Origin of the sequence: Mongoliibacter sp., from assembly GCF_007692705.1 — a bacterium.
Lineage (GTDB): Bacteria > Bacteroidota > Bacteroidia > Cytophagales > Cyclobacteriaceae > Mongoliibacter.
Genome location: NZ_REBN01000153.1, coordinates 1 through 21293, shown reverse-complemented (window position 1 = coordinate 21293; position 21293 = coordinate 1). Strand labels below are relative to the sequence as shown.

23 protein-coding genes are annotated in these 21293 nt (G+C 38.6%); 5 read left to right on the top strand and 18 right to left on the bottom strand.

Annotated elements, in window-relative coordinates:
* A partial coding sequence (locus EA341_RS09555; RefSeq protein ID WP_293013414.1) for a 2-oxo acid dehydrogenase subunit E2 occupies window positions 1-232 on the top strand: 232 nt, incomplete at its 5' end.
* 17 nt (window positions 233-249) lie between these two features.
* Here EA341_RS09555 and EA341_RS09550 read toward each other — a convergent pair.
* The 18 genes from EA341_RS09550 to EA341_RS09465 all read right to left on the bottom strand — a co-directional run bounded on the left by EA341_RS09550 (window position 250) and on the right by EA341_RS09465 (window position 18570).
* Window positions 250-3144 carry a PAS domain-containing hybrid sensor histidine kinase/response regulator gene (locus EA341_RS09550; RefSeq protein WP_293013411.1) on the bottom strand — a complete coding sequence of 965 codons (2895 nt, stop codon included), beginning with the start codon at window positions 3142-3144 and terminating at the stop codon, window positions 250-252.
* Window positions 3141-4145, bottom strand: a complete 1005-nt coding sequence (locus EA341_RS09545) for a Cache sensor protein (RefSeq protein WP_293013408.1) — start codon at window positions 4143-4145, stop codon at window positions 3141-3143. Before EA341_RS09545 ends, EA341_RS09550 begins: the two co-directional genes overlap by 4 nt.
* A 25-nt stretch (window positions 4146-4170) precedes the next feature.
* A complete protein-coding gene (locus EA341_RS09540; protein WP_293013406.1) occupies window positions 4171-4410 on the bottom strand; it encodes a hypothetical protein in 240 nt (79 codons plus the stop codon).
* Entirely contained in the window at window positions 4407-4823 is a 417-nt protein-coding gene (locus EA341_RS09535) for an OsmC family protein (RefSeq protein WP_293013403.1), read from the bottom strand. The genes EA341_RS09540 and EA341_RS09535 overlap by 4 nt, the downstream gene beginning before the upstream one ends.
* 1 nt (window position 4824) lies before the next feature.
* The gene (gene hisIE / locus EA341_RS09530) at window positions 4825-5436 is read right to left on the bottom strand and encodes a bifunctional phosphoribosyl-AMP cyclohydrolase/phosphoribosyl-ATP diphosphatase HisIE (RefSeq protein WP_293013401.1); all 612 of its coding nucleotides are present in this window, start codon (window positions 5434-5436) and stop codon (window positions 4825-4827) included.
* Between the two features lie 28 nt (window positions 5437-5464).
* On the bottom strand, window positions 5465-6220 hold the full coding sequence (hisF, locus tag EA341_RS09525) for an imidazole glycerol phosphate synthase subunit HisF (protein WP_293013398.1): 756 nt from the start codon (window positions 6218-6220) through the stop codon (window positions 5465-5467).
* Window positions 6221-6439: 219 nt separating this feature from the next.
* Window positions 6440-7153 (bottom strand): 1-(5-phosphoribosyl)-5-[(5-phosphoribosylamino)methylideneamino]imidazole-4-carboxamide isomerase, encoded by a 714-nt coding sequence (gene hisA, locus EA341_RS09520; protein WP_293013396.1) that lies wholly within the window; start codon window positions 7151-7153, stop codon window positions 6440-6442.
* A 138-nt stretch (window positions 7154-7291) separates the two neighbouring features.
* Complete coding sequence (gene hisH, locus EA341_RS09515) at window positions 7292-7885, bottom strand: imidazole glycerol phosphate synthase subunit HisH (protein WP_293013394.1); 594 nt, start codon at window positions 7883-7885, stop codon at window positions 7292-7294.
* Between the two features lie 197 nt (window positions 7886-8082).
* Window positions 8083-8976 carry an NAD(P)-dependent oxidoreductase gene (locus EA341_RS09510; protein WP_293013392.1) on the bottom strand — a complete coding sequence of 298 codons (894 nt, stop codon included), beginning with the start codon at window positions 8974-8976 and terminating at the stop codon, window positions 8083-8085.
* A 274-nt stretch (window positions 8977-9250) separates the two neighbouring features.
* Entirely contained in the window at window positions 9251-10030 is a 780-nt protein-coding gene (locus EA341_RS09505; RefSeq protein ID WP_293013390.1) for a phenylalanine 4-monooxygenase, read from the bottom strand.
* A 177-nt stretch (window positions 10031-10207) separates the two neighbouring features.
* A complete protein-coding gene (locus EA341_RS09500; RefSeq protein ID WP_293013388.1) occupies window positions 10208-11227 on the bottom strand; it encodes a bifunctional 3-deoxy-7-phosphoheptulonate synthase/chorismate mutase in 1020 nt (339 codons plus the stop codon).
* Window positions 11228-11230: 3 nt separating this feature from the next.
* Window positions 11231-12004: a tryptophan synthase subunit alpha gene (trpA, locus tag EA341_RS09495; RefSeq protein WP_293013386.1), complete on the bottom strand. Its 774-nt coding sequence runs from the start codon at window positions 12002-12004 to the stop codon at window positions 11231-11233.
* A 311-nt stretch (window positions 12005-12315) separates the two neighbouring features.
* A complete protein-coding gene (gene trpB / locus EA341_RS09490) occupies window positions 12316-13494 on the bottom strand; it encodes a tryptophan synthase subunit beta (RefSeq protein WP_293013384.1) in 1179 nt (392 codons plus the stop codon).
* Window positions 13495-13918: 424 nt separating this feature from the next.
* Complete coding sequence (locus EA341_RS09485) at window positions 13919-14542, bottom strand: phosphoribosylanthranilate isomerase (RefSeq protein ID WP_293013381.1); 624 nt, start codon at window positions 14540-14542, stop codon at window positions 13919-13921.
* Window positions 14539-15360 carry an indole-3-glycerol phosphate synthase TrpC gene (trpC, locus tag EA341_RS09480; RefSeq protein ID WP_293013379.1) on the bottom strand — a complete coding sequence of 274 codons (822 nt, stop codon included), beginning with the start codon at window positions 15358-15360 and terminating at the stop codon, window positions 14539-14541. Before trpC ends, EA341_RS09485 begins: the two co-directional genes overlap by 4 nt.
* Before the next feature lie 3 nt (window positions 15361-15363).
* A complete protein-coding gene (trpD, locus tag EA341_RS09475) occupies window positions 15364-16380 on the bottom strand; it encodes an anthranilate phosphoribosyltransferase (protein ID WP_293013377.1) in 1017 nt (338 codons plus the stop codon).
* 155 nt (window positions 16381-16535) lie between these two features.
* Window positions 16536-17102 (bottom strand): aminodeoxychorismate/anthranilate synthase component II, encoded by a 567-nt coding sequence (locus EA341_RS09470; protein ID WP_293013376.1) that lies wholly within the window; start codon window positions 17100-17102, stop codon window positions 16536-16538.
* Window positions 17103-17163: 61 nt separating this feature from the next.
* A complete protein-coding gene (locus EA341_RS09465; RefSeq protein WP_293013375.1) occupies window positions 17164-18570 on the bottom strand; it encodes an anthranilate synthase component I family protein in 1407 nt (468 codons plus the stop codon).
* Between the two features lie 508 nt (window positions 18571-19078).
* Between EA341_RS09465 and EA341_RS09460 the strand changes: the two genes are divergently transcribed.
* The 4 genes from EA341_RS09460 to EA341_RS09445 all read left to right on the top strand — a co-directional run.
* Window positions 19079-19309, top strand: coding sequence for a hypothetical protein (locus EA341_RS09460; RefSeq protein ID WP_293013373.1), 231 nt, complete (start codon window positions 19079-19081; stop codon window positions 19307-19309).
* Window positions 19310-19607: 298 nt separating this feature from the next.
* The gene (locus tag EA341_RS09455; RefSeq protein WP_293013371.1) at window positions 19608-20732 is read left to right on the top strand and encodes an NAD(P) transhydrogenase subunit alpha; all 1125 of its coding nucleotides are present in this window, start codon (window positions 19608-19610) and stop codon (window positions 20730-20732) included.
* A gap of 2 nt (window positions 20733-20734) precedes the next feature.
* Window positions 20735-21052, top strand: a complete 318-nt coding sequence (locus EA341_RS09450; RefSeq protein WP_293013369.1) for an NAD(P) transhydrogenase subunit alpha — start codon at window positions 20735-20737, stop codon at window positions 21050-21052.
* Window positions 21049-21293, top strand: a 245-nt coding sequence (locus EA341_RS09445) for an NAD(P)(+) transhydrogenase (Re/Si-specific) subunit beta (RefSeq protein ID WP_367127181.1), incomplete at its 3' end; no start/stop codon positions are given. The genes EA341_RS09450 and EA341_RS09445, both read left to right, overlap by 4 nt.

Here is a 21293-nt window from a genome sequence, read left to right as displayed (position 1 = left end):
AATGGGTACACCTATTATAATGCAACCTCAAGTGGCCATTTTAGCTGTTGGCGCTATTCAAAAGAAACCTGCTGTAGTAGAAACCCCTACTGGTGATGTCATTGCCATCCGACATAAAATGTTCTTGTCACACTCTTATGACCATAGAGTAGTTGATGGTTCACTCGGAGGAATGTTTGTCAAAAGAGTCTCAGACTATCTGGAAGCATTCGATCTGGAAAGCGATATATAAATACGAAAAAAGGAGGTTTAGGCCTCCTTTTTATTTTTATCAAAAGCATCTTTAATACTCCGTGCTATGTCTTCTACACTTATAGGCTTGGTCAGATACCCATCCATTCCGGCATCTAATGCCGCCTGAATATCTTCCTTAAAAGCATTGGCTGATAAACCAATGATTGTAATTTCATCAGCTCCATCCAATTTCCTTATTGCGCGAGTGGCGTCAAGCCCATTCATTTTTGGCATTTGGATATCCATGAGAATCAGGTCAAAATCCACTTCCTTGACTTTATCAACGCCCTCTAATCCATTTTTAGCTACTTGTATTTTATAACCCAGCTGATCCATTGTCATCAGCATAAAAGTCAGGTTGATTTCATTGTCTTCCACCAGAAGGATATTGAGTGGAATTTCATCCGCCATGTTTAAATAAGAGAACCCTAGACTTCCTCCCTGAGGGATTTTCGGTCTATCATTAGCTTCATACTTGTTTTTTGATGTTCCGTATACACTAAATGAAAAAACAGATCCTACCCCCATTTCACTTTCAATTTCGAGTTCTCCGCCCATCAATTCAATAAGTTTTTTTGAGATTGCCAAACCGAGACCTGTTCCTGGATATTCCCTTGTATTGCTGCTGTCGACTTGTACAAATGGTTGGGTAAGTAAAGCAATCTTGTCTTTAGGTATTCCAAGCCCTGAATCCTTTACCCTAAATTCAAGCATGATATTGTCATCCAAGAATTGTTCTACACCAACATGCACATCAACACTCCCATTATTTGGTGTGAATTTAAGTGCATTCCCCACTATATTATAAACTACTTGAGCCAGTTTTTCCTTATCTAAATACACATATTCAGGAAGGTCATCGGCAAAATGATAGGAAAAATTCAGTTGCTTACCCTTAATCAATCCTTCAAAGAGCTTTAAAGTGGTTTTCATTTCATTTTTCAAATGAAAAACAGAAAGATTAAGCTCCATCATTCCTGACTCAATTTTGGAATAATCCAATATATCATTAATGATAGAATTGAGAGATTTGCCAGAATCCTTTATCACTTGAATATATTCTTTTTGTCTCCTATCAAGTTGAGAATTTTCTAGGAGCCCAATAATCCCGAGCAATCCATTCATCGGCGTTCGAATTTCATGACTCATATTGGCAAGAAATTCTGACTTTGCTTTATTGGCTTGTTCTGCTGATTCTTTTGCTTCCCGAAGCCCTTTTTCCCATAGTTTCTGTGCTGTTACATCTCTGGCCAAGGATATAATCCTTTGATCATCAAGTTTGAAAAGCCTTGCTTCAAAGATTCTTCTACCCAAAGGGAGATTTACTTCGAATTCCAAAGTTTGATTCTTTCCTGTATTGATAATTTTATCAAATATATCTTCCAATTGAGATTTAATCGGATCAGGCATGACATCGCGGAAATTCTTCCCTTGAGTTATTTCAGGTGGAAAAAGTAGAAGACTCCTATCCTGTACATAGTAATCTATAAAAACTCCTTCATTGTTATATATGAAAATAAGATCCGGAAGACTGTTCAATACTGCCCTCAGCCTATTTTCACTTATTATCAATTCTTGACGGGATTCGTACTTTTTCTGGATATCAGTACAAATCCCAACATTTCCCTGATAATGCCCAGAAGAATCATAGATGAATTTTTCAAATATCTTAACCCTGATCCATTCCCCTGATTTTTTCAGGAATGTTACTTCAGTTTCCAGCACCTCCTCTTTTTTTTCTATTGCCTCCTGAATAAGGCTTCCCAGACTTTCTCTTTCAATTGGTTTGATGAAATTTTTAAATTGAATTAAAAACTCTTCTTTACTATATCCCAAAACTGATTCTACCTCATCTCCGACAGAAGTCATTTTGCCACTTTCATCTTGAAAGTAAATAAACCCTTTGGACTCCTGTAAAAGTAAGGACTGTCTCCTGAACAATTCCTTGATTTCTTCAGAGTAGGATTCAAGCCTGCTGTTGGATATTTGAATTTTCTTGATAAACTGATATAAAACAACGATAACAGCAGCTAAAAGTACAGTAAGCCCCAGCAAAATATAGAAATAAGTATTGTAGATATCATAACCTATATTACTGATATCTTGAGTAAAGACTATCGCAAATCTACTGCTCAGGGGCAACAGGCTAATTGGATAATAATGGATGGTAGCTTTATATTTTTGAGTACTGTCATCTAAATCAATGACATTTCCTACAACGTAACCCTTTAAACCATCATTAATATTTTCATTGATTGTACTTTCAGTCTTATTCTCAAGTTTAAGAATTTGTTTTTCATTGCCATTTGAAAAAATATTGAATACTTCATCCTGCCAAATAATCTTTTCCCCAGAAGTTCCCAGATAATAATTTCCCAATTCCCCTCTAAAATACCTTCCCAGATTTAAACTTGTCTGAATTCCAACTCCTCTACTTGAATTATATAAATCTATAGTATTCCCCTTTAGCTGAGGAATATCTTCTTTATTCTCATAAACGGTTTTGATAAAATTATTCTGTCTGTCGAAATGAAAGGATACATAATGCTTTGGAAAGGTCACAATAACCGTATCAAGCAACTCCCTGTGATTATTAAATATCCGTCTAGCCCTCTTCTCAAAAGCCAATTGCTCATTTCCACTTCTCTCATACGTCCATGACTCAAGGTTATTGACAAAGAATACCATGTCATCATACATGGCTTCAAAATGTTTCTGAAGGTCTTTACCTGCAATTTCTACCTGTTTATTAAGCGCAAGCTGACGTGAACTAACCTGATTTTCTCTTAAGGCTGAAAAAAAGCTAAAACCCAAGACAATGATTAACAATACGAGTGAAATCGCAAATGCAACCATCCACCTAGATGTCTCTGCTTTTGGATTGAGTAATATCTTATCCGTTTTTTTCATTCAAAAATCAAGTCCAAAACGTACCAACCAATATTGTCTACTTTTCTCACATTGAGTCTAAAAGAATCTTCACCATCTTTCATCGTCAGTTTTTCTTCCTCAGAAAGAATAATTCTGGAAGCTATTTTCCTAACAGAAATACTTTTACTTCTGAAAAGATTAAAATCTTCTACCCGATAACTGTCTGAAGTAATGGTTTGTGTATAGGTGTGGTTTTTCAGGGGAGGTAATGATAAGGCTTCTATACCTTTGGATTTACCAGCTACCACTGTTCCTGTAGCGTCTATGATGACCAAGTTCCTACTGGTATTATTGAGGTAGATCTCGATCAAATCATTCGCAGTTATATCAAAACCTAAAACCATCATCAATTCATCCTCTACATATACAGGATAAATCAAAGAAACCACCCATCCCCGACCAGCAGGATCAATATAAATTTCTCTCACCCAGGTAGCTTTCCGATCGGGATTATGCACCTCGTCCGCTTCATAGTAAAAATTAAAAGTAGGAATATCAAGATCCGATTCAAGAGCATCTATAGCCTCAAATGGGGGGTAAAGCCTATTCATCTGTCTGTTGCTATTCAAGTAAACCTGGGCAACAACCTCATACTTTTCAAAAATGTTTTTAAAGATAGGATCAAGAGGATTGGTCAAATAAACCAAGTCCATCACTTCTTCCTTACTGGGAGCCAAAGTGGATATATAAAGCGTACTGAGATTGATATCCGCATCGGGCAGAGAGTTGGCTATCCCATTTTCAAATTGGTAAATTGACCTGTCTGAATTGATCAAAATACTATCCCGATGTCTAAAAAGGTATTGAATCGTATCTCCTAAGGCAATAATTTCTTTTTCAAGGTTATCCAAGTCATACTCCAAGAGTCTCACAAATGAGGTAAGCTCCAATGAATTATCTTCTATTTTCTCTTTATTCGTCTCTGAACAAGACAAAACAGTAAATAAAAAAAGTAATTGCAAAAACCTCTTGAAGTCCATTTATTTCTTTAGGAGTTTCCTAAAGCTAAAAATTTTCCAATTGTTTTCGCAAGCTTTCCCCCATTTCTTTAAACCTAAGCTTGACTCCTTTTAAAAACTCCCCTTCACAAAAATCATTTAAATCAGACTCTTCTAAAATTTCAGTTTCCGGTATTTTAAAGGTTTGTTCCATTGGACCCATTTCAAATTTTAAAAGGTATTTATTGTTCCAAGAAAAAACTGAAATCCTGATACCTTCCTGTGTAAACTCTCTGACTACTCTCATATTGATTTTCTTACTTCTGAACTGTAGGAGATTTCAGATTTGATGGAGGAAGCTACCGAACAATATTTATCCACCGATAGGGCTACTACTTTGCTAAACTCTTCCTCCTTTGCATCAGGTGATACAAGAACAAAATGAAGGTGGATTTTGGTGTAAAAAGATGGAATTCCTTCATTTCTATCCCCCTCTACCTCAATAAAAAAATCCTCAACAGTCTTTCTCTTTTTTTTCATCATCAAAACTGCATCTACTGCTGAACAACCTCCCAAAGCAGAAAGCAGCAAATCCATCGGTGATTGGGCTTTTTTTTCCGGGGCATCATACATATCCATTTGAACCAGATTCCCCTGCAAATTACTTGCTTCGTACTCGTAATCCGCTTTCATACGGACCGTTACATTTCTTTTGCTCATGCTATTGTTTTTTTTGGTGCCTCTCAATCAATAATTCCATTACTTCATCCAATTCAATATTTTTCGCCTCTAATAAGACCAGGAAGTGAAAAAGCAAATCGGCTGCTTCCCCTAAAAAGAGTTCTTTATTGTCATCTTTTGCCTCAATGACTATTTCCACAGCCTCCTCTCCTACTTTTTGAGCCACCTTGTTGATGCCTTTTTCAAAAAGTGAAGAGGTATAGGATTTGTCTGATGGACTGTTTTTCCTATCCTTAATTATAGATCTTAAATTGTCCAAAAAGTAGGTTTTGCTTTTGTTTTCCTCAAAAAAACAAGTGTCAGCTCCTGTATGGCATACTGGTCCAAAGGGTTTGGCTTTAATTAATAAGGTGTCATTATCGCAATCCACTTTGATAGACATCATTTCAAGGAAATTGCCGGAGGTTTCACCCTTTGTCCAAAGTCTTTGCTTCGTTCGACTGAAAAAAGTTACTTTTTTTGTTTCAAGGGTTTTATCTAAGGCCTCTTGATTCATATAACCCAACATCAGGACTTTATTGCTCACTGCGTCCTGTATAACAGCTGGAACTAGTCCATTTACTTTTTGAAAATCTATTTTTAATGACTCCATATTAAAATAACTGTAGAAAAGATTATCCTTAAATCCTTGTAGAAATCCCCTCTATTTGCAGGTATTTCTTCAAGTTTGGTATTGGAATTTCTTTAAAGTGAAATATTGATGCAGCCAAAGCTGCGTCAGCTTTCCCAAAGGTAAACACATCTTTGAAATGTGAAATATTACCGGCTCCTCCGGAAGCAATTACTGGAATTGATAGCATAGAGGAAATCTCAGCTGTAATTTCATTGGCAAAACCTGATTTGGTACCATCATGGTCCATGGAGGTTAAGAGAATTTCCCCACCTCCCCTTTCGTTAATTTCCTTGGCCCATTTCTGGGTATTCAGAAGCGTTGGTTTTCTCCCTCCATGTGTATGGACAAAATCTATCCCATCTACATTTCTGGTATCTATTGCCACTACTATGCACTGGCTCCCAAATTCAGCTGCCATTTCATCAATAATTTGAGGGTTTTTCACCGCAGCAGAATTGATTGAAATTTTATCTGCACCAGCATTCAAAAGAACTTTCACATCCTCTACAGTAGAAATTCCACCTCCAACTGTAAAAGGAATATTAATGGCTTTGGCTACTTTTGTAACCAATTCTGCCAGGGTTTTTCTTTTGTCAACTGTAGCTGTTATATCAAGAAACACCAATTCGTCTGCACCCTCGTCAGAATATATCTTCGCTAGTTCCACAGGATCTCCCGCATCCCTTAACTGCACAAAGTTTACTCCTTTGACAGTTCTGCCATCTTTGATATCTAAGCAAGGGATGATTCTTTTTGTAAGCATGATAATTTAATGATTCAGGAATTATAAAATTGGAAGAATTTATAATTGTTGGGTGTATTTTAAATTTTAAAAGGTTGCCGTGTTTTAATTGGGCTTATGCATGAATACCGGAGGCTATATTTATTCCATTTATTCTGTTTCTCGATTTTAGCTTCTCGTTTCTCACTTTTCCTCAAATGACTTTTAGGGGTTTTGAAAATCTCAAAGATATCTCGCAAATCAAAAGGCAGCCAACTCTTCAAGACTAATCCTACCTTCATAGTAAGCTTTTCCTACAATGGTTCCGTAAACACCGATATTTTGTAGTTCTTCCAAGTCCTTTACACTGGACACCCCTCCGCTAGCGATGAGTCTGATGCCAGGGATTTCTTGCATCATCTCCTTATATAAATCTATAGAAGGCCCCTGAAGCAATCCATCTTTGGCAACATCAGTACAAATCACATAACTCAATCCCTTAGCCAAGTATGATTTGATAAAATCAATAAGGTCTACAGCAGTGGTTTCCTGCCAGCCTGAAATGGCTATTTTTCTGTCTTTGGCATCAGCCCCTAGGATGATTTTTTCACCTCCATATTGTTGGACCCAGGAATCAAACAGTTCTGGGTTTTTAATAGCAACACTTCCTCCCGTAACCTGACTGGCACCTAATTCAAAAACCTTCTTGATAGCCTCATCAGACTGCACTCCGCCACCAAAATCCACTTTCAGTGAAGTATTTGTCGTAATTGCCTTCAAAGCGTCACCATTGACAGGCATCTTGGCTTTTGCCCCGTCCAAGTCTACCAAATGTAGGCGCTTGATTCCTGCATCTTCGAATCTCTTTGCCATTTCCAAGGGGCTATCATGGTATTCTTTCTTTTGGGAGTAATCTCCTTGAGTGAGACGGACACATTTGCCTCCGATCATGTCTATTGCGGGAATGATATACATTGTAAAGTTAGATTTAGGATTTCAGATCTAAGATTGGGGGAATTGAAAATTGGGATTTAGAAAGCTTGAAGCATGACTGATGCAGGTTTAGTCTTTATACATCGTACTTGGTACTTGATACATCGTACGTCATACAATTTATAACTCAAGGAAATTCCTCAATATCTTTTCTCCTACCAAACCGCTTTTTTCGGGATGGGCCTGCATGGCATAAAAATTAGCCTTATGCATCAGGGCGGAAAATGGCAGAATATAGTCTGTTGAAGCAATACTGAATTCACTGAGCTCACAATAATAGCTATGCACGTAATAGACAAAAGCAGTATCATCAAGACCTTCTAGCAAAGGTGATTTGAGGTTTTCCAGATTATTCCACCCTATATGAGGCACTTTGAAATCTGCTGAATTTTCAGGTTTGAATTTTTTCACCTCCACTGGAAAAACACCCAAGCATTCTGTATTACCTTCTTCGGAGTGAGCGCAAAGTAACTGCTGTCCCAAACAAACACCGAAAAAATCCTGCTTCAATTGAGGAATCAATTTATCCAGTTTTTTTTCCTTAAGGTACCGCATGGCTGAACTTGCCTCTCCCTGTCCTGGGAAAATTACTTTATCAGCTTTGCTGATAGCTTCCAAGTCATCTGTAAGGACAGCCTCAGCGCCCAGACGCTCTAAAGCATAAAGTACTGACTGAACATTGCCTGCATTGTATTTGATTATTGCTACTTGCATCAATAAATTTTAGGTTGGAGACTTAGTATTTTGGATTAAGTGAAAGCGAATCGGTTATCATCAATACTAAAATCCAAATTTATAAATCACAGTGTGCGCAAATTTAAACATAAATCTCTCCCTGCACTGTTAATTCGGGATTTCTTATGTTCTTTTTGGTCGGCTGGATTAATTGGCTAATCAAATTTAAAAAACGATTATTTCCCATCTACATATTTACTCCAATGATGAGCTTCTTTGAAACCCAATACTTCCCTGATTTTTCGATTAGAAAATAAAGCCTCGTGCCCTTCCAGTTCACGCGTAACAGGTACACCTGGGAAAAATCTCTCCACCAATTCCTTACTTGGAATAATGGCTCCGTTATGATCATTTCCTGCATTGAATATTTGATAGCCTAATCCGTCCTTTTTCAGACATAAGTCCACGATTTGACCCAAATCCCTGGCGTCAATGTAACAGAAGGCATTTCTACGTCTTACCTCAGGATTTTTGAAATAATGGGGAAACAGTTCTGCATACTCATGGGGTTCAATCACATTTCCAATACGAAGGGCATAAATATCGAAACCAGAGCGACGTTGAAAGCTGCGTGCCGTTTTTTCATTAACCACTTTTGACAGACCATAAGAATCCATTGGATCAACATCATAATCCTCTTCCAATGGTAGAGATTTAGGATCAGTTTGTCCATCAGAAAAGCAGATCCCATAGGTTGTTTCGGAAGAAGCAATGATGATTTTTTTGATCCCAAGCTTTACTGCTGCTTCTATCACATTGTAAGTTCCCACAGTATTGACCCTGAAAGTTTCATTATCTGGATTGATCAGAATTCTAGGTACAGCAGCAAAATGTACCACCGCATCAAATTTAGGTATCCCACTACCGGATTCCAGCTCGTCAAGCCCAGCATAGGAACTCATTGCGTTAAACATCTGACCAGAATCTGTGATATCAGCTATCAAGTTATCCACCCCGGGGTAGTCCAATGGCTTGAGGTCCACATTCATGACTCTATGTCCTTGGTCAAGTAAGTATTGGATTGCGTACTTTCCCGCTTTCCCAGCACCTCCTGTAAAGAATATTCTCATTTTTTATATATTTTCTGATCTTACATTCACTCGTCCCAAAATCTACAGGAGATTCGCAGATATGAGCCTTTTACTTCTCGATTCTTGGCACTGGATTCTTATTTCTCCATTCCTACTTGTACATTCGAGATGTTAAGCCCCGTAAGTAGTAATTCCTTATCTGCTTCTTACTTCTCCTCCCTCATTTTATAATCAAAAAGACCTTCGAGTTTTCAAAAACCTCAAAGGCCTATTCTTTCTCTTGGTGTGTCTCGTTTTTAGATATTCAACTCTTTTACTTCGCCTCTTCAGCCACCATCTCATCAAGGACTGATTCGATCTCGGGAAGAGACTCATAAAGTTGTTCGTAGCTTTCTATAATAAAGTACTTGTCTTGGAATTTATCTTTCCAATAAGGAGTATTCAGTATTTTTCTCACATCATATTCAAAATGCTTGGGTTCATCGGAAAGACTGAACTTGGTCTCCCCTGCTGAACTCAAAATACCTGCTCCATAGATTCTTAGCTCACCATTTTCACGGATCAACCCAAACTCTATTGTAAACCAATAGATTCTCGATAGTAACTCAATTGCCCATTTACTCTCTATGTGTTTAAGAGCAATTCCACTGAGTTTTTCTAGAAAATCCACATACGGCTGATTGGTCAATAATGGCATATGGGCAAAAGCATCATGGAACATATCCGGCTCTTCAAGGTAATCCAATTGCTCCATTTTGCGGAGCCAAGTGGAAGAACAAAATCTTTTATTGTTCATCAAACCAAAAAACAAGTCGTCATCAATCAGACCTGGAACCACCTGAATGGCCCAACCGGTACTTTTGGCAAGTTTGCTATTCACATCTGCAAAATCAGCAATTTTATCGGCTGAAAAACCGATTTCCTTGATTCCGTCCAAATAGGCTATAGAAGCCGCTTTGGGCAGGTTTACAATCTGCCTTTCATAAAGAATTTTCCAAACTTTAAAGTCCTCTTCTGTGTAAGCATCATAATCCTGCTCTAATTTTTGTAATCTCGGGTCAGAAAAGACCCAATCCTTGGGTTTATTCATCATTATATATTTGGGTTATAGCTGTGTTTTAAGTTTATATTTCTTCAGTTTCCAAGTAACTAGAGTCTTATATTCTACTTTATTTCCACCTTTATGTTACCTGATTTAAATAGAATATCAACCTATTTACCAAAACTACTAAAATAGGATGGTTTTTTCCATGATTTTCTTTGAGCGGAATTACAACAGGTCGAATGACTTTCTCATCTCAAAAGTTTTCCTGATCCAATCAGCCAACATCCCGCTTTGTGTAAAATCCAAGGTCTGTTGACCATCTGAATAAGCCTTTTCAGGAATTTCGTGGGTTTCATAAATAATTCCATCAGCTCCTGCCATTACACCGGCCAAAGCCATTTGAGTGACATATTCCCTCAATCCAATTCCATGGGAAGGATCTACGATAACAGGTAAGTGGGATTTAGCTTTCAAAATAGGAACAGCATTCAGATCCAGGGTATTTCTACTTGCACGTTCATACGTCCTGATCCCTCTTTCACAAAGGATTAGCTTTTCATTCCCTCCGGAAAACACATATTCAGCGGATTGAAGGAGTTCCTCTATGGTTCCTGAAATACCTCTTTTGATCATCACAGCCTTATCTACCTTACCCAATTCATCCAATAGATTAAAGTTTTGGGTATTCCTGGCTCCTACCTGATAAATGTCCACATATGGGTACATCTCCTCAATCTGGGATACCTGCATGACTTCTGTGACAATTTTAATTCCTGCTTCCTTGGCCAATTCATACCATAATTTCAGGCCTTCTAAACCTAAACCTCTAAAGGCATATGGACTTGATCTTGGTTTAAAAACTCCACCTCGCATCATTTTGATGTTATTTTCTTTGAGGTGATTGATGACTTTTCTGATCTGCTCTTCAGACTCTATGGAACAGGGACCTGCAATCACCGCCATATCTCCATCTTTGATAAAAATACCATCACCCAAGTCGATTGAGGTAGGAGCAACCTTCCATTTTTTGGATACCAATTTGTATTCATCGGATACAATATGAATGTCCTGAATCCCTTCTTTATGGCCTATCCTGCGAATATCAAAATCCTTCTTACCAATCCCTATCAGGTAATTTCCCAATTGGGTTTTGACCTCGGTGATTTTATAACCTATTTGTTTTACTTCAGTGACTAGCGTTTCTTTTTGTGCATCACTGATGTCATTTTTTAATTGGATGATCATGATTTATTGAATTACAGACTGAATGTATTGTTGAATATCAGTCCTTAGGTCTTTACTTTTTTTAACGATATTGATAAATGCACTGCCTATGATGGCACCATGTCCAAAAGCAGAAGCAGTATTGAAAGTCTCTGCATCAGAAATGCCGAAACCAATCAATCTAGGATTCTTCAAATCCATTTCCTGAACCCTTTTGAAGTAGACCTTTTGCTCTTCGGAAATACCGGTCTTGGCTCCTGTAATACTATGCGAAGAGACCATATATATAAATCCGTTACTATGCTGATCAATTTCCCTTATCCTGTTTTCACTGGTTTGTGGAGAAATCAGAAATGTATTACTCAAGCCATATTGTTCAAATAACTCTTTGAACTCCTCTAGGTACTGACCCATCGGCAAATCGGGAAGAATCAATCCGTCAATACCTAGCTCCTGACATTTTTTACAAAAATCCTCCATTCCAAATTGAATAATCGGATTAAGATAGCCCATCAATACCACTGGAAGATTCACTTTATTTCTGAAACCCTCAAGTTGAGCAAACAACTTTTTCAGGCTCATTCCATTTTCCAAGGCAATCATATTGCTATCCTGAATGGTAGGCCCATCAGCGATGGGATCTGAATAGGGAACTCCTATCTCGATAATGTCAGCACCAGCAGCTTCAATTGCCTCCATAATGGGCACTGTATCTTCCAGCTCCGGAAACCCTGCTGTGAAGTAGATCGATAAGACTCTTTCCTTTTTATTTTGAAATAATCGGTTTATTCGGTTCATTAGAATTTTAGATTGTAGATTTTAGATTTCAGATTAGAAAATTTTAAGATTGGTCCAGATGCCTATCGGGATGATTGATTAAGTTATTGGTTATTGGTTAATTCGTGTCTTAGTCTTACATCTCATTCTCACTGCTCACATTTGCTTTTACTTCTTTCATCAAATTTTCACACTTCATAATTCGAAGTTTGATATTCAACATTGGACATTTTTTAATTACGAATTTAGAATTCTGAACTTCGAATCTTGAATTGCTTACATTTTCATCCCTCATCTCCGCCCGGATTACCCAGTCGGACGGGCTTCATCCTTTAATATCCTCCCCACTTTATATACGTATCTAAGTCCTTGTCTCCACGTCCTGAAAGGTTGATGACGATGATATCATCTTTTTTGTATTCAATCATGTTAAGTGCGTGAAGGGCATGAGAAGTCTCTATAGCTGGAATAATACCTTCCAACCTACTGAGTTCAATTCCTGCTTTCATCGCATCTTCATCTTCTACTGCCACAAATTCCCCTCGACCAATATCAAACAAGTGAGCATGCACCGGTCCTATTCCAGGGTAATCCAAGCCTGCCGAGATAGAATGTGGCTCGACCACTTGACCATCTTCAGTCTGCATCAGTAAGGTTTTGCTGCCATGCAGAATACCCATGGTTCCCAATATGGTAGTCGCTGCCGACTTTCCTGAACTGATTCCCAGACCTGCTGCTTCAGCAGCAATCAGTCTTACTTCCGGCACATTATAATAGTGATAAAATGACCCTGCAGCATTGCTTCCTCCACCTACACAGGCGATAACCAAATCAGGGTTTTCCCTACCTTCTTTTTCTTGAAGTTGAATTTTGATTTCTTCAGAAATTACGGATTGGAATCTGGCTACCATTTCTGGGTATGGATGCGGTCCTACCACAGAACCAATTATATAATGCGTATCCACTGGGTCGTTGATCCATTGACGCATGGCTTCATTGGTAGCATCCTTTAAAGTTTTACTGCCTGAAGTGGCCGGAACCACCTTGGCACCCAAAATCTTCATGCGCTCAACATTTGGACGTTGACGCTGAATATCCAACTCACCCATGTAAATGGTACAATCCATACCCATCAAAGCGCAGACTGTAGCAGTAGCAACTCCGTGCTGACCTGCACCTGTCTCGGCAATGATGCGCTTTTTCCCCAGCTTTTTGGCAAGGATAATCTGGCCCACTGTATTGTTGACTTTATGAGCTCCGGTATGACAAAGGTCTTCCCGCTTGAGATAAATTTTAGCACCATATTTCTCTGATAACCTTGAAGCTAAGTAAAGTGGCGTAGGTCTACCTACAAAGTCCTTCAGAAGAGATTGGAATTCGGTTTTAAACTCCTCTGTTGAAATGATTTGCTCATAATTTTCTCTCAACTCCTCTATGTTGGGATGCAACATTTCAGGAATGTATGCACCTCCAAACTTCCCATAAAATCCTTTTTCATCAACTCTGATCATATTTTCATTCTTTTAAATGGCTGTTAATCATTTATTTTTATTCTTACCCAATCCTCTTTATCCTAGGATCTTTTGTCTTATCCTCTTTCAAAGTTATCCAAACCCCTTTCTCCCAAGACCAACCATCTGCTTTTATTCAAGCTACATCCCCTAACCTTTCATTATTCCTAATTCTACCAGGCTATGGATTCTATCTATCCCGAATCGCTTCACTCTCGGGACCTTCGCTAAAGCTCCGGTTTCTACCGTATTTCTAAAGTATTTCCACTTTTTCCCGAATCACTCCGTTCTCGGGATCAAGTCTTCAACTTGGTTTCTTTAATATTTCAATTTTATCCCGAATCGCTTCACTCTCGGGACCTTCGCTAAAGCTCCGGTTTCTATTGTATTTCTACTGTATTTCTACATTATTTCTACCGTATTTCTACTGTATTTTATCCTTAAACTCTTTAACCTTCTTTACATCCTTCAATCCAGGAGAAACCTCAAAGCCTGAATTGATATCCACTCCAGCCAATTGCGGCAATAGTTGACCAAACTTCAAAATATCCTGAGCATTTGAAGGACTAATTCCTCCACTTAACAGAAAAGGCTTATCAAAAGGATAGTCTATTAATAATTCCCAATTAAACCGTTTCCCTGAACCACCGTGGTCTTTGGTGAAGGTATCAAAAAGGAAGTAGTCTGCATACGGGAGGTAGGCCTCCAAATTTGTCCAATCAATCTTTTCAGATACGGAGAAGACTTTGAACACTTCCAATCCGATTTCTTCCTTTACGGTCTTTACCTCTTCAGCTGTTTCTTTTCCGTGCATCTGAATAGTGGATAGCCCAAATTCTTGAGCTGTTTTTCTTATCGATGAAATGTGTTCATCCACAAACACTCCGACCTTTTTAATTTCAATTCTGCTTATCAGGGGTGCTGGTTTCCCAAATACATATCTTGGTGAAGGAGGATAGAAAATCAAACCCATCCAATCAGGACGGACTTCATCTACTAAAGCCTGTATATTATCAGGTTCGCGCATCCCACAGACCTTCAGTTTCATATCCCCTGTTTTTCTGAAACAGTAGTCAACTCTTTTCTACAGGCATTCATAAAATTCAATGCTGCCTGATGCGGTCTGCTTGATTTCATGAAATTTTCCCCAATCAGAAAACCGTCAAAACCTGCTTTTTTCAAGGCTATTAAACTCTCAGGCTTTGAAAGTCCGCTTTCTGAAATCTTCACAAATTCAGAGGGTATGCTGTCCACCAATTGGTAAGATGTTTCCAGGGAAACCTCAAATGTTTTTAAGCTTCTATTATTAACACCAACAAGGTCTAGATGCTCATTCAAACCACCTTCCAACTCCTCTTTATCATGGACCTCCATCAGTACTTCAAGCCCAAGCCCTTGAGCAAATGCAGCAAGAGATTTGAGTTTCTCGGGTTTGAGGGCTGCTGCGATCAGTAATATACAATCAGCACCGATTGATTTTGCCTCTATGATCTGATATTCACTGATAATGAAATCTTTTCTGAGAATTGGGCAGAAATTATATTTTCGGGCATGAACCAAATCTTCATTTGTCCCGCCAAAAAACTCCTTATCTGTCAGGATTGACAAAGCAGAGGCTCCGGCCTGCATGTAGCCAATACTTACTGTCTCCACTGCCGCTGAAATATTGATATTCCCTTTGGAAGGCGATTTTCTTTTGAATTCCGCAATAATTCCGGTCTTGTCCTGTCTTTGCACGTACTTCTTCATAGAAACAGTCTTTGCTTCGAAATAGGTGCTCTTTTCCAATAGTTTGACAGGAACTAGGCTGCTTTTTTCAGCAACTTCCTTCTCCTTGTGGACAATGATTTTTTCTAAAATATTCATAGATTAATTATTACTGAATGATACACTTGTTTTTGGATTGACCAGGGTGTTAAATACCCTTAGCGCATTTCCACTTTTAAGAGATTCTTCTGCTTTGCTATATGCCTGTTCAAATGAAAGTCTATTATCCGCAGTCATAAGGGCGGCAGCCGCATTGGCAAGAACTACCGAATTTTGTTCTTTAGTACCTTTTCCTTTTAAAATACCATCAAATACAGCTGCTGAGGCTTCAATCGTATCACCTCCTTTGATGGATTCGGCTTTGATTTTTTCCAAACCCAATCCTTCGGGAGAATATAATTTCTCTCCTGAGTTGGAGATCATTTTGAAATCTCCTGTGAGAGAAATTTCATCGTATCCATCTAAGGCATGTAGGATGCTGAAATTGCCTTCGTGTTCTTGATAGAGATAAGCATACAATCTTGCCAGCTCTAAACTGAATACACCTACCAACTGTTTTTTTGGATAACTGGGATTGACCATAGGACCTAGCATATTGAAAAAGGTTTTCACCCCGAGTTCCTTTCTTATAGGTGCAACATTTTTCATAGCAGGATGAAATAAAGGAGCATGCAAAAAACAAATCCCTGCTTCATCAAGGCTTTTCTTAATTTTGTCTAAGTCACTTGTGAACTCATATCCAAAATAAGCCAGTAAATTAGAGGAGCCACATATGGATGACACTCCTGTATTACCATGTTTGGCCACATTCTGACCTGCACCTGCTACAATGAATGAAGAAAGGGTGGAAATATTAAAGGTGTCTTTTCCGTCTCCACCTGTACCACAAAGGTCCATAGCATCATATTCGGCAATCTCTACCGGAACACAGAGTTCCAGCATAGCTTCCCGAAAACCGCCCAACTCCTCTACTGTAATGCTTCTCATCAGATATACTGTCAGAAAAGAGGCTATTTGGCTTTGGTTATAGCTCCCCGTAGCAATATTTTTAAGCACTTCTTTAGCCTGTTCTTTATTGAGCTTCTTGTGCTCTATCAGGTGATTAAGTATTTCTTTCATATCATTTGTTAAATTGAAAAACTTAAAGATTGTACCGAAGCTACAGGCACTTTCTTATTTCTCAATAGGATTATAATTTCTTGGTTCTTATTTCTTGTTTTTAATCTCTCGTCTCTCGCTTTATTCTTCGTACATCTTACTTTGTACTTTGTACATCACTTTTCCAGCCAATTTCTCATTATTTCCACTCCATGTTCAGTCAGAACAGATTCTGGGTGAAACTGAAGGCCTCGCACCTTGTATTTTTTATGTCTTACTCCCATGATCTGACCATCTGGAGTTCTTGCGGTTATTTCAAGCTCTGGAGATAAGTCTTTCTCATTGATTACCCAGGAATGATACCTCCCGATTTTGAAGGTCTTAGGAAGTCCTTCGAAAAGCAGATCTTCTTCAACACTTACTTCAGAGGCCAACCCATGAACAACCTCCGAAAGGTTGGTGAGGGTTCCACCAAAAGCCTCTCCTATAGCCTGATGTCCAAGGCAGACTCCCAGAATATCTTTAGACTCGGCATATAGTCTTAATAATTCCGGCATTATCCCTGCCTCACTTGGAATTCCAGGACCGGGAGAAAGCAGTATTTTATCATACAGCGCCACTTTGTCGATACTTATTTTATCATTTCTAAAAATATCCATTTGGGCACTATAACCAAGTTGCCTAATGATATAGACAAGGTTATAGGTGAAAGAATCGTAGTTATCAAGGACGAGAATTCGCATTTTCTTTTTATAAAATTGGAAGAATGGAAGATTATTGATTAGTTTTTTTTTGCTTTCAATTCTATATGCTCTCCGCAGCTTTCAACGCCACCCTTAGGGCCTCGAGCTTATTGGCCACTTCCTGTAATTCTGACTGGATGGAAGATTTGGCAACTACTCCAGCCCCAGCCTGAAACCTGAGTTCATTGTTTTCAGATACAAAAGACCGTATCAATATGGCATGGTTGAAATCTCCATTGAAACCTAGGTAACCGATGGCACCTCCATAGAATTGTCTCGACGTGTTTTCCAATTGATCAATCAATTGCATGGCTTTGTACTTCGGTGCTCCTGAAAGGGTCCCTGCGGGAAATGTATCAGCTACCAATTGTAATGGATTGGAGTCTTTGGGGAGAATTCCGGTCACTTTTGAGACAAGGTGAATAACATGGGAGTAGTATTGGATTTCTTTGAAAACTTCTACTTCAACTTTCTGAGAAGACCTACTCAAGTCATTCCTAGCCAAATCCACCAACATGACATGTTCTGAGTTTTCCTTAGGATCATCATAGAGTTTTCTTGCCAAGCTGGCATCAGCTTGGTCATTTCCAGTTCTCTTAAATGTTCCCGCTATGGGATAAATAGTCGCCTTGTTGTTCTTGACTACTATTTGCGCCTCTGGTGAACTGCCAAAAACTTTATAAGAGCCATAATCAAAATAGAAAAGGTAAGGTGAGGGATTTACAGAGCGCAGCGCCCTGTAAACATTGAATTCATCGCCTTTAAACTTCGTGGTAAATCTTCTGGATATCACAATCTGAAATACATCACCTTTGAAGCAATGCTCCTGACCTATTTTCAGAATGTCCAAAAACTCCTCATCAGTATAATTTGAATATTCATCTCCATCCAACCTGAAATTATAAGCGGGGAGGTTTTTATTATTAAGCAGCATTTCGAGCTGCTCAATGACAGAGGTCTTTTCATGCCCTTCAACATGATGCTCAAAGAGGTACAGTTCATTTTTGAAATGGTCGACCACAATTACATTTTGGTAAATCGAGTAATGCAGTATAGGAACTGAACTTGTTTCTGTTTTACTCAGCTTGATATCCTCAAAAAAGCCTACCGTATCATATTGCATATACCCAAATAGACCATTACTGATAAATTTGAAAGGTGTTTTTTCCTCTTCAAATTTTGCTGAAAAAGTTCTCAAGGCAGTAATCAGCATATTTTCCTGATTAACATCATAGTGCAAGAATTCACCTCCGGGAAGCTGCTCTTTAACTTGGCCGGCATTAAAACTGAAAGAAGCCAGTGGATTGAAACAGATATAGGAAAAGCTATTTTCCTGTCCGTGGTAGTCTGAGCTTTCTAAAAGGATGGGATTGGAAAATCTGTCCCTGATCTGCAGATAAATGCTCACTGGTGTAATGGTATCTGCCAGTAGCTTTTTAAATGTGGATTTGATTTTAAAATTTTTCATGTAGAGGGATTAAAACGAAAAGAGGCTTGCCGGAAAAACCAGCAAGCCTCTTGAATATCTCATTAACAAATATTAGGCAATAGCTATTGGTTCTTCCGTTTTAGAAGTTGAATGCCACCACCAATATGCTGCTTGAATTGTTTTCATAATTTTAAGAATTCAAATATAGAGATGAAGATTTTGCAACAAAAGGTATTTTAAAAAAAAATTAATAAATCTTCAATTTGATCCCATTTATCAATTAATCTAGAGATGAAAATCACAAGATCCCCTCCTTTTCTAGGCAGGAATAACCGGCTTTGCCCTCGATTTAAACTTTAATCTTAATTCTTCTTTACTTTAAATACCAACTTAAAAAAATCAAACATACACTTGTAATGGTATTGGCTCCCAAAATTCAAATGATATCAATTACCTCCCAAAAACTAAAAGGCCTCTAACTTCAACATGATATTGCAATCATTTACATTTTTGCGAATAAGTAACTATTTTTAAAAAAAAGACTGATATGGCTAACATAGCAACTTACTTCAAACAAACCTTCGAAGACTACCAAGTACTGGTCAAAGTAAACTCCGATGGACTTACTGGAACAGAACTTATTATTCATCCGGATGGGAAAGTTGAAAAAACTGAAATGGAGTTTGATGAAGAGATATTTGATGATTTGGAGGAGGATGGGTTCAAATCTTGTAGTCCTTTAGAATTCAATTTATATCTTACAAAGACAAAATCTTGATTTACTTTTTTAATTCAAATTCTAGCATGTAGTTTACAGACAAAAACGGAAAGATAATCATGCAAATTTGACAGGTTAAATTTGCATGATTTTTCAAATTATCTTATGATTGGTAAGTTTTAAGAATCTGGAAACCTGTATGATCTACAGCTTCTTCAGTTTAAATCCTTTATTTTTAAAAAATTTGGTGTAATAAACACACCACTTGGTGAAAATATCTTAATTTTTAAAAAGTTTTTGATAGTTTAGGGTTTGAAGTGCTTTTCAAAAAATTTATTTCCCAACCCATTTCCATATCATGATTATTGGAATTTTAAAAGAGCCTCAGGGAGAGTCAAGGGTATCCATGCTCCCAGAAGCGGTCAAAACTTTATTGTCCTGGAATACCGAAGTTTGGGTAGAAACATCAGCCGGTGATTCTGCATATGCAGCGGACAATACTTACGAAACGGTAGGCGCCCATATAAAAAGCCGTCAAGATTTGCTTTCCCAATCGGATATACTCATCGGAATTCAGGCATTACTTCCAGAAGAAGTTGCCGTTACAAAACCAGATGCTGTAATTATGGGACAGCTCAATGCCTTGTACAATCCTGAACTTACCCAATTGCTCATCAACCAACAAAAAACTGTCTTCAGCATGGAGTTGGTACCGAGAACTACCCGAGCGCAATCCATGGATGTGCTTTCATCAATGGCAACTGTTACGGGCTACAAATCAGTACTGATGGCAGCGGATCTTTTGCCCAGGTTTTTCCCAATGTTTATGACAGCTGCCGGGAGTATCACCCCCTCAAGGGTTTTGATATTAGGAGCAGGGGTAGCAGGCCTACAAGCCATAGCTACAGCAAGGAGACTAGGTGCTTCTGTTTTTGCTTTTGATGTCAGGCAGGCTGCCAAAGAAGAGGTTTTGTCTCTTGGGGCCAAATTTGTGGACGTAGAAGGCGCCACTGAGGACAAGGGAGCTGGTGGATATGCGGTAGAACAATCAGCTGAATACCTGCAAAAGCAAAAAGACACCATACACGAACATGCCCTGAAAGCTGATGTCATAATCACCACTGCCCAGATCCCAGGAAGAAAAGCTCCCCTACTCGTAGAAGAGCGAACCGTAAAGGCAATGAAAGCGGGTTCCGTGGTAATTGATCTGGCAGCATCTTCCGGTGGAAACTGTGCCCTTTCACAACCCGAGCAAACTGTGGAGGTCAATGGGGTCAGGATCGTAGGTGTTGGGAATATTGCCGCAGCGATGCCGCAGGATGCCAGTAAAATGTACGGGAAAAACTACCTCAATTTTCTAAAACTTATCATCAAAGAAGGAGCATTGGATCTCAATTTTGAAGACGACATCGTCACAGGAACCTGTGTATGTCATGCAGGGAAGCCCGTGAGTCCAAGAATTATTCAAATGCAAAACACATAATAATGGAACAATTACTCAATTATATAGGAGCCAATATGGAAATGGTTTATTTTCTCATTTTGGCCATACTCCTTGGAGTTGAAGTTATTTCAAATGTACCTGCCATCCTCCATACCCCACTCATGTCCGGCGCAAATGCCATTCACGGGGTAGTCGTCGTAGGTGCTATCATTGTAATGCTACAGGCTTCACCAGATAACTACCTCGCTTTGGGAGTTGGATTTTTAGCTGTAATAGTGGGCACATTAAATGTTATTGGCGGATTTGTAGTCACTGACAGAATGCTGGAGATGTTTAAGAAAAAACCGAAAAAATCATGATCACCCTGAACATATTGGAAATAAGCTATTTAGTAGCATCACTTACCTTCATACTTGGCTTGAAAATGCTCAGCCACCCTGAATCTGCCCGAAAGGGCAATCTATTGGCTGCAGCAGGAATGGGGATAGCCGTCTTGGCTACACTACTGCTATATCAGGATTTTGATGCAGGAAAAGGGCTTAATTATGGGTTGATATTCCTTGGTCTGGGCATCGGTACATTCATTGGCACTGTCATGGC

What these genes read in the sequence shown, in the direction of transcription:
- EA341_RS09540 (WP_293013406.1), bottom strand. Translation starts at nt 4,410, where the DNA reads ATGAGAGTAGTCAGAGAGTTTACACAGGAAGGTATCAGGATTTCAGTT.
- EA341_RS09460 (WP_293013373.1), top strand. Translation starts at nt 19,079, where the DNA reads ATGGCTAACATAGCAACTTACTTCAAACAAACCTTCGAAGACTACCAA.
- trpD (WP_293013377.1), bottom strand. Translation starts at nt 16,380, where the DNA reads ATGAAAGAAATACTTAATCACCTGATAGAGCACAAGAAGCTCAATAAA.
- trpA (WP_293013386.1), bottom strand. Translation starts at nt 12,004, where the DNA reads ATGAACCGAATAAACCGATTATTTCAAAATAAAAAGGAAAGAGTCTTA.
- EA341_RS09470 (WP_293013376.1), bottom strand. Translation starts at nt 17,102, where the DNA reads ATGCGAATTCTCGTCCTTGATAACTACGATTCTTTCACCTATAACCTT.
- EA341_RS09485 (WP_293013381.1), bottom strand. Translation starts at nt 14,542, where the DNA reads ATGAAACTGAAGGTCTGTGGGATGCGCGAACCTGATAATATACAGGCT.
- EA341_RS09450 (WP_293013369.1), top strand. Translation starts at nt 20,735, where the DNA reads ATGGAACAATTACTCAATTATATAGGAGCCAATATGGAAATGGTTTAT.
- EA341_RS09505 (WP_293013390.1), bottom strand. Translation starts at nt 10,030, where the DNA reads ATGATGAATAAACCCAAGGATTGGGTCTTTTCTGACCCGAGATTACAA.
- EA341_RS09510 (WP_293013392.1), bottom strand. Translation starts at nt 8,976, where the DNA reads ATGAGAATATTCTTTACAGGAGGTGCTGGGAAAGCGGGAAAGTACGCA.
- EA341_RS09465 (WP_293013375.1), bottom strand. Translation starts at nt 18,570, where the DNA reads ATGAAAAATTTTAAAATCAAATCCACATTTAAAAAGCTACTGGCAGAT.
- trpC (WP_293013379.1), bottom strand. Translation starts at nt 15,360, where the DNA reads ATGAATATTTTAGAAAAAATCATTGTCCACAAGGAGAAGGAAGTTGCT.
- EA341_RS09545 (WP_293013408.1), bottom strand. Translation starts at nt 4,145, where the DNA reads ATGGACTTCAAGAGGTTTTTGCAATTACTTTTTTTATTTACTGTTTTG.
- hisH (WP_293013394.1), bottom strand. Translation starts at nt 7,885, where the DNA reads ATGCAAGTAGCAATAATCAAATACAATGCAGGCAATGTTCAGTCAGTA.
- EA341_RS09550 (WP_293013411.1), bottom strand. Translation starts at nt 3,144, where the DNA reads ATGAAAAAAACGGATAAGATATTACTCAATCCAAAAGCAGAGACATCT.
- hisA (WP_293013396.1), bottom strand. Translation starts at nt 7,153, where the DNA reads ATGTATATCATTCCCGCAATAGACATGATCGGAGGCAAATGTGTCCGT.
- hisIE (WP_293013401.1), bottom strand. Translation starts at nt 5,436, where the DNA reads ATGGAGTCATTAAAAATAGATTTTCAAAAAGTAAATGGACTAGTTCCA.
- EA341_RS09455 (WP_293013371.1), top strand. Translation starts at nt 19,608, where the DNA reads ATGATTATTGGAATTTTAAAAGAGCCTCAGGGAGAGTCAAGGGTATCC.
- trpB (WP_293013384.1), bottom strand. Translation starts at nt 13,494, where the DNA reads ATGATCAGAGTTGATGAAAAAGGATTTTATGGGAAGTTTGGAGGTGCA.
- EA341_RS09535 (WP_293013403.1), bottom strand. Translation starts at nt 4,823, where the DNA reads ATGAGCAAAAGAAATGTAACGGTCCGTATGAAAGCGGATTACGAGTAC.
- hisF (WP_293013398.1), bottom strand. Translation starts at nt 6,220, where the DNA reads ATGCTTACAAAAAGAATCATCCCTTGCTTAGATATCAAAGATGGCAGA.
- EA341_RS09500 (WP_293013388.1), bottom strand. Translation starts at nt 11,227, where the DNA reads ATGATCATCCAATTAAAAAATGACATCAGTGATGCACAAAAAGAAACG.